15 protein-coding genes, 12 tRNA genes and 1 rRNA gene are annotated in these 15,771 nt (G+C 40.6%); 2 read left to right on the top strand and 26 right to left on the bottom strand.

The annotated features are described in order from the left end of the window. Window positions 1-140: 140 nt before the first annotated feature. From J2T50_RS07730 to J2T50_RS07710, 5 genes are all read right to left on the bottom strand, one after another. Complete coding sequence (locus J2T50_RS07730) at window positions 141-1,442, bottom strand: PTS sugar transporter subunit IIC (protein ID WP_253365376.1); 1,302 nt, start codon at window positions 1,440-1,442, stop codon at window positions 141-143. Window positions 1,443-1,460: 18 nt separating this feature from the next. Beyond that, on the bottom strand, window positions 1,461-1,766 hold the full coding sequence (locus J2T50_RS07725) for a PTS sugar transporter subunit IIB (RefSeq protein ID WP_253365374.1): 306 nt from the start codon (window positions 1,764-1,766) through the stop codon (window positions 1,461-1,463). 18 nt (window positions 1,767-1,784) lie between these two features. Then, a complete protein-coding gene (locus tag J2T50_RS07720) occupies window positions 1,785-2,105 on the bottom strand; it encodes a PTS lactose/cellobiose transporter subunit IIA (protein WP_253365372.1) in 321 nt (106 codons plus the stop codon). Window positions 2,106-2,331: 226 nt separating this feature from the next. Continuing rightward, entirely contained in the window at window positions 2,332-3,309 is a 978-nt protein-coding gene (locus J2T50_RS07715; RefSeq protein WP_253365370.1) for a sugar-binding transcriptional regulator, read from the bottom strand. Between the two features lie 13 nt (window positions 3,310-3,322). After that, window positions 3,323-4,063 (bottom strand): DeoR/GlpR family DNA-binding transcription regulator, encoded by a 741-nt coding sequence (locus J2T50_RS07710; protein ID WP_253365368.1) that lies wholly within the window; start codon window positions 4,061-4,063, stop codon window positions 3,323-3,325. A gap of 130 nt (window positions 4,064-4,193) precedes the next feature. Here J2T50_RS07710 and J2T50_RS07705 point away from each other — a divergent pair, with 130 nt between their 5' ends. Next, the gene (locus J2T50_RS07705) at window positions 4,194-4,973 is read left to right on the top strand and encodes a glycyl-radical enzyme activating protein (protein WP_253365365.1); all 780 of its coding nucleotides are present in this window, start codon (window positions 4,194-4,196) and stop codon (window positions 4,971-4,973) included. 263 nt (window positions 4,974-5,236) lie between these two features. Further along, complete coding sequence (locus J2T50_RS07700; protein ID WP_253365364.1) at window positions 5,237-6,664, top strand: sialidase family protein; 1,428 nt, start codon at window positions 5,237-5,239, stop codon at window positions 6,662-6,664. Between the two features lie 35 nt (window positions 6,665-6,699). Here the strand turns inward: J2T50_RS07700 and J2T50_RS07695 are convergent, their stop codons facing one another. The 21 genes from J2T50_RS07695 to rrf all read right to left on the bottom strand — a co-directional run. Then, the gene (locus J2T50_RS07695; protein ID WP_253365647.1) at window positions 6,700-7,308 is read right to left on the bottom strand and encodes a YesL family protein; all 609 of its coding nucleotides are present in this window, start codon (window positions 7,306-7,308) and stop codon (window positions 6,700-6,702) included. Window positions 7,309-7,389: 81 nt separating this feature from the next. After that, complete coding sequence (locus J2T50_RS07690) at window positions 7,390-8,844, bottom strand: ABC transporter substrate-binding protein (RefSeq protein ID WP_253365363.1); 1,455 nt, start codon at window positions 8,842-8,844, stop codon at window positions 7,390-7,392. Window positions 8,845-8,917: 73 nt separating this feature from the next. Next, window positions 8,918-9,844 carry a carbohydrate ABC transporter permease gene (locus J2T50_RS07685; protein ID WP_253365362.1) on the bottom strand — a complete coding sequence of 309 codons (927 nt, stop codon included), beginning with the start codon at window positions 9,842-9,844 and terminating at the stop codon, window positions 8,918-8,920. Window positions 9,845-9,853: 9 nt separating this feature from the next. Then, window positions 9,854-10,807, bottom strand: a complete 954-nt coding sequence (locus J2T50_RS07680; RefSeq protein ID WP_253365361.1) for an ABC transporter permease — start codon at window positions 10,805-10,807, stop codon at window positions 9,854-9,856. Window positions 10,808-10,971: 164 nt separating this feature from the next. Beyond that, window positions 10,972-12,474 carry a zinc ABC transporter substrate-binding protein AdcA gene (locus J2T50_RS07675; protein ID WP_253365360.1) on the bottom strand — a complete coding sequence of 501 codons (1,503 nt, stop codon included), beginning with the start codon at window positions 12,472-12,474 and terminating at the stop codon, window positions 10,972-10,974. Window positions 12,475-12,483: 9 nt separating this feature from the next. Beyond that, window positions 12,484-13,302: a metal ABC transporter permease gene (locus J2T50_RS07670; RefSeq protein WP_253365359.1), complete on the bottom strand. Its 819-nt coding sequence runs from the start codon at window positions 13,300-13,302 to the stop codon at window positions 12,484-12,486. 1 nt (window position 13,303) lies between these two features. Further along, the gene (locus tag J2T50_RS07665; RefSeq protein ID WP_253365358.1) at window positions 13,304-14,005 is read right to left on the bottom strand and encodes a metal ABC transporter ATP-binding protein; all 702 of its coding nucleotides are present in this window, start codon (window positions 14,003-14,005) and stop codon (window positions 13,304-13,306) included. 1 nt (window position 14,006) lies between these two features. Continuing rightward, window positions 14,007-14,450, bottom strand: coding sequence for a zinc-dependent MarR family transcriptional regulator (locus tag J2T50_RS07660; protein ID WP_253365356.1), 444 nt, complete (start codon window positions 14,448-14,450; stop codon window positions 14,007-14,009). A 188-nt stretch (window positions 14,451-14,638) separates the two neighbouring features. Continuing rightward, window positions 14,639-14,722, bottom strand: a tRNA-Leu gene (locus tag J2T50_RS07655). 10 nt (window positions 14,723-14,732) lie between these two features. Next, window positions 14,733-14,804 (bottom strand) — tRNA-Gln (locus J2T50_RS07650). A gap of 11 nt (window positions 14,805-14,815) precedes the next feature. Further along, window positions 14,816-14,888: transfer RNA gene (locus tag J2T50_RS07645), tRNA-His, on the bottom strand. Window positions 14,889-14,898: 10 nt separating this feature from the next. After that, window positions 14,899-14,969 (bottom strand) — tRNA-Trp (locus tag J2T50_RS07640). Window positions 14,970-14,976: 7 nt separating this feature from the next. Then, a tRNA-Tyr gene (locus tag J2T50_RS07635) sits at window positions 14,977-15,057 on the bottom strand. A gap of 17 nt (window positions 15,058-15,074) precedes the next feature. After that, a tRNA-Phe gene (locus tag J2T50_RS07630) sits at window positions 15,075-15,147 on the bottom strand. 4 nt (window positions 15,148-15,151) lie between these two features. Then, window positions 15,152-15,225, bottom strand: a tRNA-Met gene (locus tag J2T50_RS07625). A gap of 9 nt (window positions 15,226-15,234) precedes the next feature. Continuing rightward, window positions 15,235-15,324 (bottom strand) — tRNA-Ser (locus J2T50_RS07620). Window positions 15,325-15,330: 6 nt separating this feature from the next. Continuing rightward, window positions 15,331-15,402, bottom strand: a tRNA-Glu gene (locus J2T50_RS07615). A gap of 10 nt (window positions 15,403-15,412) precedes the next feature. Then, window positions 15,413-15,486 (bottom strand) — tRNA-Ile (locus J2T50_RS07610). Window positions 15,487-15,525: 39 nt separating this feature from the next. After that, window positions 15,526-15,596: transfer RNA gene (locus tag J2T50_RS07605), tRNA-Gly, on the bottom strand. Between the two features lie 3 nt (window positions 15,597-15,599). Next, window positions 15,600-15,672, bottom strand: a tRNA-Val gene (locus J2T50_RS07600). A 4-nt stretch (window positions 15,673-15,676) separates the two neighbouring features. After that, window positions 15,677-15,771: ribosomal RNA gene (gene rrf / locus J2T50_RS07595) — 5S ribosomal RNA — on the bottom strand; the annotation flags it as partial.

Raw genomic sequence — 15,771 nt, 5'->3', positions numbered from 1 at the left:
TCGCTTGTAATGCTATAATTCAAGTAAAAATACAAGTTTAGGTAAACTGGTTTCCAGACGCACATTTGTGCAATTTTTTATTTCTTACTCCTGCAAATCAATTTATTAAAAAGCTAGGGAGATAGCCTCAGCTTTTTACATTATGCTTTTTCAGACGCACATTCATTTTGATAGGCAATATTGTCCTGGATTTTAAAGAATGGGAAATAAACCACTGTGGAAACAGCCAAGACAATCAGCTGCACTACCACACCTTGCCAACCACCCACCATAAATCCTGAAATAATGGCTGGTGTACTCCACGGAAGAGTTACTCCTGAGAATGGTTGCATGAAGCCAATTGCGATCGAGCCGTAAACAATCAGAGCTGCTAAGATTGGCACTAAAATAAACGGAACAAACATAACTGGATTCATCACGATTGGGAAACCAAAAACGATTGGTTCATTTACATTAAATAAGGTAGGAAATGCTGCCACTTTCCCAAGCGCTTTATATTGTTTTGATTTTGCCGCGAACATCATCGCAACAACCAATCCAAAAGTAATACCTGAACCTGATAAAATCAAAAAGCTATCCAAGAACTGTTGGGTCACAATATGCGCACCATTGTCGAGAGAAAGTTTGTCTGCCGCTAAGAGAGCTTTGTTGGCATCTAGGTTGGACAAGAGAAGTGCTGTAACAATCCCATTGACCACCGACTGACCGTGAACCCCAAACCACCATAAAAATGAGATAAAAAAGGCAATACCGATGGCACCATAAAGCGAACCCGTCAAACCTTGCAATGGCACCTGAATAATAGCATAAATCATTTCAATAAAGGTGCCGCCAGTAGTTGCTTTAGCAAAGATATACACAAGCATAGACAACAGGAAGACAACAAAAGCTGGAGTCATGGCTTCAAACTGCTTCGAAATAGCTGGTGGAACTTGATCAGGCATTTTGATAACAACATGGTGTTGAATAAACCAAGTGTAGATGGCGCCGACTGCTAGACCTATTAAAATTGCACCAATAATACCTTGCCCTCCGAACCATACCTTAGCCATCGCATCTGCTATTTCTTCTCCCTCAGCTGGTATGTAGGAAGATTTTAATAAAATAAAGAAAGAAGAAACGGAAAGAACTCCTGCCGGTAATGGTTCAACACCGCTATTTTTAGCATAAGCATACCCAATCGCAAAACAAGAAATCAAGCCCATGATAGCAAATGTTCCTGCATACACTTGCATAAACGGTTCCGTCCATCCGGCACCAAATACATTTGCAATCGCCTTGTTTAATCCCTCAAAGGGTAACTGTCCCAAAATAAGAAATAAACTTCCCACTACAGTAAGTGGTAAAATAGCGAGCATCCCATCTTTCAGAGCAATAATCCCCCGCATATTGACAAATTTCATAATTGGGGTAATCACTTTTTGAGTATCAAATTTTGCCATTTCACACCTCTTCTTTTATCAGGCAATCAAGTCAAGCGCCAAATTAAGCACTTTTTCCCCATCCAACATACCATAATCTGCCATCGGAATAACTGCTATTGGCACATCATGTTCTTTACAAATAACTGCTGACTTATCCAAAGTATAGGCTACCTGTGGGCCAAGTAGAGCAACATCAATATTTGGAGCATAGTCGGCAATTTTTCCTTGAGAGTAAGCATTAATCTCTGCTTCCAATCCACGCTTGCCTGCTGCCACCTTCATGTTATTCACTAACATTCCTGTAGAAAAACCTGCTGCACAAAATAATGCTATTTTCACCATGATAAAACTCCTTTAAATTTATTTTTGAGATAGTTCTTGACGTAGGTCAATAATTTCTTTGATGAGATTGATCTCTGTAATAGAGGTCATCAAGTGGTCCTGTGAATGCACAAATAATGCTGTAATTTCCGACTTATTTCCACTCGCTTCCTGCGCTAAAAATTGTGTTTGTAGATTGTGTGCTTCTAGCAATGCGTTGTCTGCTAAATCAATCTCCGCTTGGCACTTATCAAATTCCCCTTTTTTTGCTAGATTCAAAGCCTGATAAATATGTTGCTTCGCGTCACCAGCATTAAGAATAAGTCCCATAATAATTTGATCTGCTACAATAATTTCCATCAATATTCCTCCTCTTTATTTTCGGGTGCTATGATTTCAATAGACTCTTTTTGTTTTGTTCGTAAACAAATCGATTTCGTTTGACATATTCAATATATCATTCAAAGCAAGCGTTTTCAATACCTTTCCTCGCATTCTTTTTTTTGGCACTTTTGTGCATTTTTAAATATTTTTTCATTAAAATATAAAAAAAGTCATAGTCTACATACTATGACTTTCCACTGATTTATTCCTCAGAAAACTCAAATTTATCATGATCTAACCACAGCATCTTCATTGCCGTCTCTTTATCTGTCACCAAATGATTGATGTAACCTTGCCGAATAGCTGCTAAAATCGCTGCCACCTTTTGGTCTCCGTAGGCTATCCCAATCGTTTTAGGGATACGCGCCAATCCCCCTAACTCTATGCCAATCGTACGCTCTTGCAATTCTTTATGGACAGGAGAGCCGTTTTCATCAAAGAATCGACAACAAATTTCCCCCACAGCGTGATTGTCAAGTAATACTTGATAATCTGCAGCCGTCAACAAATCTCTCCACTGACTATCTTCTGAGGGGGTCAATTGTCCCCCTATTCCAACAATCGCCACATCGATTTTGTGCCAAGCTTCTCTCAATTCTTCAAAATACTTAGAAAAACGAACACCTTCTGCTAATTCACTCGTTTCCTGCACTGCGATAGAATTGATAAAGATATTTTGGCTATGAAAAGCTTGCGAAAGTCTATAGACAAGACTATTCACATGAAAGCGAGAATTGATATGGCTTGGGCCACCCGCCAATGGACAGACTAATACCCCCTGCAAGCTCTTATACCCTATCTTATCAATTGTCCGACTCAAGGTTGAACCCCAAGATAAGCCAACCACATCTCCTGAACGGACAATCCCCCTTATCATCTCTGCAGCAGCACTAGCAATTTCCTCTAACTTTTCATCTTTAGTGGCCCCTTGAGATACTTCTATCAACTCAACCTGTTTTAATCCATACTTTTTTCTAAGATATTCTTCTAGAGCAAAGAGATCTTGATTAAATTCCTTAATTGAAATTTGAACAATTCCCTCTCGCTTTGCTCTCTCCAACATTCGACTAATTGTCGTTCTATAGATTCCCAACTCTTCGGCGATTTGAGCCTGACTCTTGTCCTCTACATAGTAAAGATATGCAACTCTAGCCAATAATCTTTTCTTCTCCACCTTCATCAGTCTTACCCAATTACTCTGATACTGCCAACAATTTATCAGCCAATGTAGCTTTTAATTCCTTAGGGATCGCTGCGTCAGAGATGACGTATGAGACCTGATCTAGCGAGAATTGTTTGACAAGACTATGTTTCGTAAACTTAGACGAATCTGTCAAAATAATCAACTCCTCCGCATGCTCGGCCATACAATTAACAACTTCACAACGCATCAAATCCTTACACATAAAGCCACTATTCTCATCATAGCCATCCGTTCCAACAAATAGCTTATCAACATGAAACAGACGAATCATTTCTTTTAAAAGTGGACCAACAGTGACCTCTGAGTTCGTTTGATATTCTCCTCCCAGCAAGAATACACTACAAGTATCATAACTACGAATATAATTAGCGATAAAGCAAGAGTTCGTAATTATTCGAACATTGCGCCGCTGCTGGCAAATCATTTCGGCAAGCAAGGCACAGGTTGAACCCGACTCTATCATAATAGTATCATTGTCTTGGATAAGCTCTAAAGCTCTTTGAGCAATCTGTTTCTTCAAATTATAATTGTAAGATAGACGTACATTCAAATCATCACCACTATTCAACACAGCATAGCCATGCTCACGATGCAATAATCCTTTGCTTTCTAACTTGTCCAAATCCTTGCGAATCGTAACCTTAGACACTTCTAACAGTTCTGACAATGTATTCACATCAATCCGTGTTTCCTGACTAACTAACTGAATAATTTTTTCTAATCGTTTCATAATAAGACCTCTCTATCTATTTTACCACATTATTCCCTTTCTTTTGAAGATAAATGTTTTTACGTTCGTAATTGAATTTCTTTCGTAACTATGATAAACTTATCACAAATAGAGAAAAGGACGATGTAGTATGGACGAAAAACAATCTGGTATTATTTTTAATATTCAACACTTCAGCATTCATGACGGTCCTGGTATTCGAACTACTGTTTTCTTAAAAGGTTGTCCTTTACGTTGCCCTTGGTGTGCCAACCCCGAGTCACAAAATAGACAACCCGAGAGCATGCTCAATCAAGTAACAAATACTCTCGAAACCATCGGAGAATATCGTACAGTTGAAGAAATTATGGAAGAGGTCCTAAAGGACCGTGATTTCTATGAGGAATCTGGCGGGGGTATAACACTGTCTGGTGGAGAAATTTTTGCTCAATTCGACTTTGCTATCGCAATTCTGAAAGAAGCAAAAAAACACAATCTCCATACAGCTATTGAAACAACGGCATTCGCAAAGCCTGAAGAATTTAAAGAACTCATTGAATATGTTGACTTCATTTATACAGATTTGAAGCATTATAACCAACTAAACCATCGTAAGGTTACTGGAGTAAATAATAGCCTTATCATCAAAAATATTCACTATGCCTTTGCTCAACAAAAACAAATCGTTTTACGTATCCCCGTTATCCCTGACTTCAATGATAGCTTGGAAGACGCTGCCGCATTTGCTCAGCTATTTAACCAACTGTCGATCACTACCGTTCAACTTTTGCCATTCCATCAATTTGGGGAAAACAAATACAAACTACTGGGACGAAACTATACCATGTCCGATGCAAAACCTTATCACCCTGAGGACCTTGTCGAGTATCAAAATATCTTTCTCCAACATCAAATCAACTGCTATTTCTAACATCATTTTATCAAAACTACTAGCCAGACTAGTAGTTTTCTTCTCACCTATGCGCTCCACCATGACAGCTGTACCCTTGGTTCCCCCTCTGCCATCACCTATTTGATTCTAAGTTTACATTTGTAATCTCTTTTTGTCAAGAATGGCTCGCTCCTTCTACAATCTTTATTCCTTCTTCTACAGATTTTAGGCATAGGAAAATGGACATTGTTCCGTGCACAACTTTGTGATACTGTGGAAAAAAATAGAAAAGAGAAAGACAAATGATAAATTTTGAAAATCTGACTGTCAGTCCTCCTCAACTAATTTTTGAAGGTGGTCAACAAGATCAGAAAAGTTCTCACGGCGTATTTAGCTATCGGATTCCCGCTCTTCTCCTAACACACTCTGGAAACCTATTGGCTGCAGCTGACCAACGAATGGAGCATCACTTTGATTGGGGGGATATCCGAACTGTTATCAGACGAAGTCAGGACAAGGGGATAACTTGGAATCCTATTACAACTGTGGTTGATTTGGCAGACAATCCAAATCCTGCTACAGACGAAGAAAAAGCAGCCTTTACCATTGATACCGCCCTCATCCAAGAGCCTAGTAGCCAACGTATTTTTGCCTTGTATGATATGTATCCTGAAGGACGTGGCATTTTTGGTATGGCAGAGCAGTTTGAAGCAGCCCACACGCGCATCGGAGAAAAGTACTATCTCAACCTCTATTGCAATAAAAAAAAACAAGCCTATACTATCAGGGAAAATGGACAAATCTTTAGTCCAGAAAATGAACCAACGGACTTTTTTGTAACCATAGAATCCACCCAGGCTCCCTACTCAGACTTAGGAAATCTCTATCAAGAAGGAAAATATTTGGGCAATGTCTTCCATACTAGCAATCAGACTGCCCCTTTCCGCGTTGCCAAAACCAGTTATATCTGGTTATCCCACAGTGACGATGACGGTCAAACTTGGTCCTGTCCCCGTGACATCACAGCCCAACTCCGTACGCCACAAATGAAATTCCTAGGTGTTTCTCCTGGAGCAGGTATCGTCCTAAAATACGGATCATACACTGGGCGCCTCATCATTCCAGCTTATACTACTAACTTTGTTTCTCACCTCACAGGATCCCAAAGTTCTCGCATCATCTATTCCGACGATGCTGGACAAACCTGGCAAATAGGGCAAGCTATTAACGATCATCGTAGGCTTTCAACAGAAGAAATCATTCATTCTGAAACGATGGACAATGAACTGGCTCAAAATACTGAGTCCGTAGCTGTTCAACTAAAAAATGGAAATCTCAAACTCTTCATGCGCAATCTCAATGGCCACCTTCAAGTTGCAACCAGCAAAGATGGCGGTCTAAGCTGGGAAACTACCATTCAGGAATATCCCAACATCACCGATGCCTATGTCCAACTATCTGCTATACAACTTGAAGAAAACAACGAAGAATACATCCTCCTCGCCAATGCAGAGGGACCTGGCCGTACCAATGGGCACCTTCGTATTGCTAAAGTCGAAGAAAATGGTGACTTCACTTGGCTTTATTCCCACCTTATCCAGGAAGGTGAATTTGCCTACAATTCCCTTCAACAACTTTCCGCCAACGAATTCATACTACTCTACGAACACCGCTCAGAAGAGCAAAATCCCTTCTCTATCTACGCACGAAAACTCACCTTCTCATCCTAAACCACATTAAAAAGCAGAGGTAAAAACCTCTGCTTTTATTGGTCTGATTCAATCATTTGGTCAATCAACTGACGATTCGGTTGAGTCACCTGATGCAGAAACAAGACCAGCAACCCAAAAGTAAGAAAAAGATAGAGTCCCTTATATTGCCACGTCAGCACTAAAACCCCAAAGAGCGCCAACATGGTCAAGAGAAATTGCTTGAAACTAAGAAAGACACTGATAAAAGAGAGCTTTATATTCTCCCAAAATGGAATGTCATACTCAGCGTTGTAGAAAATCAAGTACACATACATCATGAAGTTAATCACAATTGCAAGCATAATGAGGAAAGAAACCATCCAAAAGAGTAAATTTTGGAATTGGATAGACCAATAGAGATTGAAAACAAGGAAAACAGCAATGAAACTGAAGAGCCAGAAACAAAGGTTCGCCTTCACAAAAGAGGACTTCCATACTGAAAAAGCTCTTTTAATCGAATAATTCTTCTCATAACTTTTTGTTTCTAAAAAAAGAGTGACAATTGTTTCCCAAGCTGGACCAATCCCAAATACAACTCCCCCCAATATTGTCAACAAATGAAAGAGGAAGGTCAATTGCATCAATTTCCAAGTGATGTAAAATAATTTTTCCACCCCTGTCATCTTTCCATCTACCATACTCTCTCCTTCCACAAAGAGGGCTATCACTAGCCCTCTCACTATCTTTACATCTAGTCTTACATCTTATTTTTTATGTGCAACAAATTCGTCCAATTGTTTTTGCAATTCAGCTTGAACTTTGTCCCATCCAGCATCTTTCAAGTCTGACAAGAATTTTGGAAGAGTGGCATCTGGATCAACGGTACCTGTGTTCAAACTTGCTTTGTACCGGTTCATAACGTTTGAGATGTTTGACAACTCAGTCTTAATGCTGTCTGTATTCACCGCAAAACCAAGAATTGGTGATTCAGCTGCATCTTTGATAGATTGGTCGCGTTTTGCAATCATCTCATCTGTGATAGATTCTTGTGTGTAGAGAATCTTGTTGTTACCAGTGTTCCATGCTGACATGTGTGTACCTGGTTTGTAGCCGTCAAGCAATTTAATTTTCTTGTCGCCGACTTTTTCCCAAGCTTCGCCTTCTACACCATATACCAAGCCATTGAGCAATTCTGGGTCACTGTTTAAAAGCGCCAATACTTCAACTGCCTTTTCTTTGTTCTTAGAAGCATTTGATACGACAAAGTTTGCCATTTGGGCTTGTGAAGTTGTCTTCAAGGCTTTTGTCAATGGACGAGAAACGATTTCTTTGCCGGCAGCATTTGTAAGGATGGTGTCGCCGTAGTCCATAGGACCTTGTGTTTCTTCGCGCATGAACCAAGTGTCACCATCAAGTGGGTAACCTTCAGTGTTTGTAGCCGCATCACTTGGAATCAAACCTTCTTGGTACCATTTATGCATCAAACGTAAGTTTGCTTTGAAAGAATCTTCAGCGTATGGGTTGATAATAGTTGCTTTTCCAGCATCAACTTTCACTGCAAATGGATTGTTTTTGTTGAGTGGGTAATCATAGTCACCTGAAAGGTTAAATACTTGACCAATAGCAAATGCTGCAACGTTTGGTTCTTTTTCATGGAAAGCTTTCAAGATTGGTTCAGCATCTGCATAGGATTTAATCCCTGAGATATCCAAGTTGTATTTATCCAAGAATTTTTTATTGAATGACAACATTTGTTGAGCATAAACATTGGCATCTACTGGGAAGGCATACAATTTACCATTTACCAAGTTCCCTTGGATGTAAGCTGGTTCAAGATTATCATAGGTTTCCTTGGCATATTTTGGCATCAAATCTGTCAAATCAGCAAAGGCACCTTTTTGCGCATTTACCACATAGTTGTAAGCATAAGCAATATCATAGCTTTCACCTGAAGCGATGATCGTACTCATCTTATCCCCCCATTCACCCCAACCGATGTACTGCATATCAATGGTTGCACCAGTTTTTTCTTTGATGCGTTTGTTGGCGATTTCCATCAACTTATCAAAGTTATCAGGTTTTTCACCGATTTGGTACATCAATAATTTGGTGTTGCCACCTTTTTCAGTTGAAGCAGATTTTCCGCTGCCACATGCAACCAAGCTGGTAGCTGCTAAAGCTGTACCTGCAAAGCATAATAGTCGTTGCCACTTTTTCATAAGTGAACCTCCTAAGTTTTTTCTTTGTTAAGACAAATTAAATGAATTGACCACACGGCCTGCCATCCAAATCCTACTCTTTTACCCCACCAATCGTCAAACCACCAACAAAGTGTTTTTGGAAGAATGGATAGGTGACAGCAATTGGTAATGTTGCAATCACGACGATGGCCATCCGCACAGACTCTTTTGGCAAGGAAGCCAGACCTTCTGACACCTGAGCACTCATACCAACATTTTCTGCTAAAGCCTGTAAGTTGTTTTGGATTTTCATCAGCAAGAATTGCATTGGAAACAGCGCATCATTTTGAATGTAAAGTAGCGCTTGGAACCAGTCATTCCAATAGCTCAAGGCTGAAAAGAGACTGATTGTCGCAATCCCTGGCACGGCCAGCGGTAAAACAATTTTGACAAATACTTTGAATTCACTCGCGCCATCAATCCGAGCAGATTCGATAATGCTATCTGGAACCGTCTTCTTAAAGAAGGTCCGCATGATCATTATCCCGAATGGCCCCAATGCCATCGGCAAAATCAAGGCCCAAATCGAATCCTTGAGCTGGAGAAGATTGGTCACAACCAAGTAGTTTGCTACCATCCCTGATGAAAAGAGCATGGTGATCAAAGCATAGATTGTAAAGAATCGACGATATGGGAAATACGGCCGTGAAATCGCATAAGCGTAGGTCGATGTCATCGTTGTATTGATGATGGTTCCCACCACAGTTACAAAGATAGATACCCCAAAAGAACGCATAATCCGCTGAGCCATTGCTCCCTCAAAAACATAATGATAAGCATGTAACGACATCAATTTTGGAAAGAAACTATATCCATGCTCCAATAGATAATTTTCATCCGTTAGCGAGATAATGATGACAAAGACAAAGGGAATAATACAAGAGAGAGAGAACAGGGCTATCAAAACATTAAAAATAAAATCTGTTCGTTTATCAAACGTCCGTACATTGACTTTTTTTACTTTTTTCTTTTTCTCCATTTCTGCCTCCTAGAACAACGCGCCGTCAGGATCCATACGTCGAACAATCGCATTTGTTATCAACAAAATACAGGTTCCAACTACCGACTGATAGAGACTAGCAGCTGAAGCCATACCGATATCTCCCGTCGCAGTCAAGCTATTGTAGACGTAGGTGTCCAAAACGTTTGTTACTTCATACAAAGCACCCGAATTCTTTGGAAGTTGATAGAAAAGACCAAAATCTGAACGGAAGATATTTCCGATGTTGATAATCAACAGCACTGACATCATTGGCAAAAGCTGAGGAATCGTAATATTCTTGATTTGTTGCCACTTACTAGCACCATCCACCATTGCAGCTTCATAATAGGTATCACTAATCCCCATGATAGAAGCATAGTAAATAATACTATTGTAGCCAAGACCTTTCCAGACACTCATAAAGAGCAAAATGAACGGCCACCACGTCGTGGTGGAGTACCACATGATTCCTTTTCCTCCGTGTTGAACAATCAAACTATTGATCAAACCGCGGTCTGGATTTAAAAAGGCTCCCAAGAAATACTGAATGACTACCCACGATAAGAAGTAAGGCAACAAGGACATTGTGTGGTAAACCTTCACCAGTTTCTTATTGCGCAACTCACTCATGACAATCGCAAAGGCAATCGCAAAAAATACATTAAAGGCCAAGAAGACCAAGTTGTAACCAATTGTATTACGCGTAATCAGCCAAGCGTCATTTGAAGCAAAGAGGTATTTAAAATTATCAAATCCAACCCATGGACTTTCCTTCAAACTTTGAAAAAAACCACCCGCTGAATAATGGAAATTTTTAAAGGCAACTACATTGGCTAACACTGGTATGTAAAAGAAAAATATAAACCAGACAAAGCCTGGCAAGACCATCAGCAATAGCGCCTTATAGCGAAATACGTTTTTCCAAAAGGATTTTTTCTTCTTCGTGGTCGCTTTCTTCATTTGCCAACCTCCTTTTGTTGAACTCGTTTTTATATTCTAATTATAGTAAGCGCTTTTATTTTGTATAAGCCACAAAGTATAGATTTCATAAAACAAATTATAGGTGTAAATTTTCTTGCCTCTTACATACAAAAAATCCACTGCCTAGCAGTGGATTAATCTGATTAGTGAGCCATCATTTCTTGTGCAATTTCAATACCTGATTTATCACTTGGATAGAATGTTGGCCAGTTTTCCAATTCATTCAAAATCTCATCTTGGCTAGTATTGCCGTAGAAGATATGGAAGTGGAAAGCTTTGCTTGGAGCAATACCGTGGTCACTAAATTGAACGTATTTAAATTGACCAGGATTTGCATCTGTTGCTTCAAAGAGGAATCGAACCCCACGATTTCCTTTTTTGTAATTCAATACCTTATAACCAACATATTTGTAGGTATGTTTTTCTGATTTACCATTTACTACAAATTCCATTGTATCACCCTTGATATTGATGTTGCTGATATCTGATTTGTAGCCTGTGTCATAGTAAGCTTTGTATTCTGCCGCTGTCATGTCCCCCTTCAATTTTGCTTTGTAATCAAAGACTTGATCCAAAGTACCATCTTTCAAGAGTGGATAAACAGATTGCCATTCACCTGCGTAGTCTGACAACTCGCGGTCTTTGATATCCGCATCCGCAAAATAACCATTGTAAACTGTCTTAGCTGTTTCAGCAGCAGTTTCTGGTTTAATTTCAGGACCAGCTTGAGAAGTTGTCTTTTCAAGAGATTTCAGATTTTCTTCCATGACAGAAATATAATCTTCACCCTTGTCCATTTGTTCTTCCGTCAAGCTTTCCAATGGATTCAAAACAGCAGTTTTTGCACCAGTTTCCTTGGCCAAGGTCTCAGCAACCTTCTTAGAAGCATTTTCTTCAAAATAGATATACTTGATACCATTGTCCTTCACATATCTGCTCAATTCAGCCAAACGAGCAACTGTTGGTTCTGTATCAGCAGAAACGCCTGTAATTCCGACTTGTTTCAAACCGTAATCCAAAGCAAGATAAGCAAAGGCTGTATGCTGTGTCACAAAGGCTTTTTGCTTAGCTTGTGCCATGCTGTCGTCATATTTTTTATCCAAAGCTGTCAATTTCTTAATATAAGCTGCGGCATTTTTCTCAAAAGTAGCTTTCTTATCTGGGAATTTTTTACTCAATTGGTCACGGATAGACTCTACCATTTTAATAGCGCGCTCAGGTGACAACCACACGTGTGGGTCATAAGCATGGTGGTGACCTTCGTGCCCCTCTTCATGCCCATGATCGTGCTCTTCCTCTTCACCACCTGGCAATAGAACCATACCCTCAGTCGCCTTGATAGCCTTCACTTTTTTACTATCAAGTTTAGAAACCCAAGTTTCCATGTTTTCATTTTCGTATACAAAAGCATCTGCTTCTTGAATTTCAGCAATGTCCTTTGCAGAAGGCTCGTAGTCATGTGGCTCTGTACCAGCTTCAACTAAGAGTTCTACATCTGCAGTATTTCCTGCAACTTGTTTTGTAAATTCATAGACCGGATAGAAAGTTGTTACAATATCCAACTCACTCTTTTTCTCGGCTGAATTACTACAAGCAACTAAGACTAGAGCTGACAAACTCAACCCTAAAACTGCTAATTTTTTCATGATTTTCTCCTATTTTTTCAAAAATTTATTGAACACATTTACTACTAAAAAGATACTAATAAAAATCAAGGTAATACTTGCACTAGCAGGCGTCTCTGCATAGTAAGAGGCAAACAAACCAGTCACCATACCAAAGAATCCAAGCCCCATCCCAATAAAGATAACGGATTTAAAACTTTTTCCAAGACGCAAGGCAATCGAAGCTGGCAAGACCATAATCGTCGATACCAAGAGTGCTCCAGCTGCCGGGATCATCAAAGCAATAGCCACACCCGTAATCACATTAAATGCAATCGACATGGCACGAACCGGCAAACCATCCACAAAGGCAGTATCCTCATCAAAGGTCAAGATATACATTGGGCGTAAAAATAGCAAGGTCAAAACAATCACGACAAGCGCAATCACAAATAAAGCAATGACCTGCTCCTGATTGATGGTCACAATAGAGCCGAACAAATATTGTTCCAGACTAACACTACTACGACTACCGCCACCACGATTCATCAAAATCAAGGAAATTGCCAACCCTGTCGACATGAGAATGGCCGTACCAATTTCCATGAAATTTTTGTAGACCGTACGCAAGTACTCCAAGAAAACAGCTGCCACAATGACCACAATAATCGTTGACAAAGTCGGTGAAATCCCCAATACCAATCCAAAGGCAACCCCTGCCAATGAAACGTGGCTCAGCGTATCACTCATCAAACTCTGACGACGTAAAATCAAGAAAATTCCCAAAATTGGCGAGAAGAGACTCATCGCAATAATCGCTAGAAAAGCACGTTGCATGAAATCATAATTCAAAATAGAAAAATCAAACATACTATTCCGCACCTCCTTCTTCAACGCCATGCACATTGAAGCAACGCCAAGGAGACTTCTGGTCACGAATCAAGTAAATATTTCGATCAGCATATTTCTCAAGCTCATCTGGATCATGTGTAATCATCAAAACTGACTTTCCATGTTTCTTTGCACTATGGTGCATCAATTCATAAAAAGCATCCTTTGTCCCACTATCCATACCCGTTGTAGGCTCATCTAGAATGAAAATATCTGGATCTGAAGCAAACATTCGAGCAATGACCGCACGCTGCTTCTGACCACCGCTAAGTGCTCCTAATTGCTTATCACGATGTTCCCACATACCAACTGCATCTAAACTGGCCTTGATATGCTCCTCATCATGCTTGGTCAAACGACGAAACCAGCCATTACGAGGATAACGACCCGATTTTACAAACTCATAAACCGTACTCGGAAATCCAGCATTGAAACTAGCAATCTGCTGCGGCAAATAAGCCATCCGTAATTTCTTCCCTTGAATACTCTTCTCTGCAATCGTCACCTTACCTTCTTTGGGTTTCAAAATCCCCAAAGTTGCCTTTATCAACGTTGTCTTCGCAGCACCATTTTCACCCGTCAAGGTCACAAATTCGCCACTATCCAAGTGATAATGAATATGCTCCAAAACAGGTTCATTGTCATAATGAAAAGACAACCCTTCAACTGTAATGTATCTCATCTTATTTACGAATCTTTCCAATCAAATCATTCAAAAAACGACTAATAATTTCCTGCTCACTGTCAGAATAAGCCGTCAGAAGCTCATTGTAAGACTCAATCGTATGATGATGATGATGGCTATGTTCCTCAGCGATTGGCTTAGCCAAATCCGTCAATTGATAATGAATAACACGAGCATCCTTCTCATCCCGAACTGCCAACAACATCCCTTGCGCCATCAAAGACTTAATCGCCTTAGTAATAGCAGCCTGACTAACATTTAATTGCTTAGCAATTTCAGAATTGGTAAAAGACGAATCCTCAATCAACATCAAAATATGCTCCTGAGTATTGGTCAACGTCACATCACTCTGACAATGACCAACTAAAATTTCTAATTGATTTTCAGAGCATAACACAATCTCACGCAAAGCTTGATCAATCTGATGCGCAACTTGATTCATATGAAGTACCTCATTTTTCGTAAACTTGTTAATTAACTAGTTAATTATACATTAAAAAAATACTTTTGACAAGAATTATGAAGCGTTTCTGCAAATTTTTGGAAATAGCTAACTTTCTTGATAAGTAAAGCCCCTTCCCCATATTCTTTAAAACAAAAAAAAGAACCCAAAGGTTCTTTACTAAGCTATACCGGCGGCCGGGGTCGAACCGGCACGTCCTTGCGGACACTGGATTTTGAGTCCAGCGCGTCTGCCAATTCCGCCACGCCGGCTTAGTGTCAACTGGGGTAGCTGGATTCGAACCAACGCATGAGGGAGTCAAAGTCCCTTGCCTTACCGCTTGGCTATACCCCAATAATAAAATAGGCGAGTGATGGGAATCGAACCCACGAATGTCAGAGCCACAATCTGATGTGTTAACCACTTCACCACACCCGCCATATTGTAACACGGGCAGTAGGAATTGAACCCACACTGAAGGTTTTGGAGACCTTAGTTCTACCTTTAAACTATGCCCGTAAAGGTATGGAAGGGGAGGGATTCGAACCCCCGAACCCGAAGGAGCGGATTTACAGTCCGCCGCGTTTAGCCTCTTCGCTACCCTTCCAGAATATAAAGTTTTAATGGCGCGAGACGGAATCGAACCGCCGACACATGGAGCTTCAATCCATTGCTCTACCAACTGAGCTACCGAGCCAATATTGCGGGAGCAGGATTTGAACCTACGACCTTCGGGTTATGAGCCCGACGAGCTACCTAGCTGCTCCATCCCGCGATGTGTGTAAGGAGGATGTGGGATTCGAACCCACGCACGCTTTTACACGTCTGACGGTTTTCAAGACCGTTCCCTTCAGCCGGACTTGGGTAATCCTCCAATATATAGTCCGTACGGGATTCGAACCCGTGTTACCGCCGTGAAAAGGCGGTGTCTTAACCCCTTGACCAACGAACCATATTATTAATGGGCACGAGTGGAATCGAACCACCGACCTCACGCTTATCAGGCGTGCGCTCTAACCATCTGAGCTACGCGCCCAAACATTCTTTCGAATGAGTGGTAATGGACAAAGTCCAAAGCGGGTGACGAGAATCGAACTCGCGACAACAGCTTGGAAGGCTGTAGTTTTACCACTAAACTACACCCGCTTATGGGAGTTAACGGGATCGAACCGCTGACCCTCTGCTTGTAAGGCAGATGCTCTCCCAGCTGAGCTAAACTCCCAATTGCTAAGCGACTACCGTATCTCACAGGGGGCAACCCCCAACTACTTCAGGCGTTCTAGGGCTTAACTGCTGTGTTCGGCATGGGTACAGGTGTATC

Origin of the sequence: Streptococcus gallinaceus, assembly GCF_024170225.1 — a bacterium.
In the GTDB taxonomy this organism is placed as follows: Bacteria; Bacillota; Bacilli; order Lactobacillales; family Streptococcaceae; genus Streptococcus; species Streptococcus gallinaceus.
Note: the sequence above shows the minus strand (reverse complement) of the source record. Positions and strands in the feature narration are given on the sequence as shown.